The organism is Desulfovibrio sp. OH1186_COT-070, assembly GCF_003860215.1.
Lineage (GTDB): Bacteria > Desulfobacterota > Desulfovibrionia > Desulfovibrionales > Desulfovibrionaceae > Desulfovibrio.
Genome location: NZ_RQYH01000236.1, coordinates 1 through 341, shown reverse-complemented (window position 1 = coordinate 341; position 341 = coordinate 1). Strand labels below are relative to the sequence as shown.

Here is a 341-nt window from a genome sequence, read left to right as displayed (position 1 = left end):
CTATTGTATCTGCCCCATGGGACAAAGGATGCGGAGGATAGGTACCGGACATGTGAAAACCGCATCCGGATATGTCAGCGAAAATGCCAAGTACAGAGCCGTCAGATGTGAAGGCTGTCCGCTAAGATGCCGTTGTTTTAAAGCAAAAGGAAACAGGACGATAGAACTGAACCACAGACTCAGAAGATACAGGCAAAAAGCCAAAGAGCTGCTCTGCTCCAAGGAAGGACTGAAACACAGAGGACAGAGATGTATAGAACCGGAAGCCGTGTTCGGACAAATAAAAAACAATATGAACTACAAACGTTTCAGACATTTTGGAAAGGACAAGGTCTTTATGG

Annotated in this window: 1 protein-coding gene; it reads left to right on the top strand. The window is 45.5% G+C overall.

The window, feature by feature from the left end; genetic code table 11:
• Window positions 1-341 (top strand): transposase (locus EII23_RS12660; protein ID WP_185702424.1); only part of this gene is annotated, 341 nt, incomplete at both ends.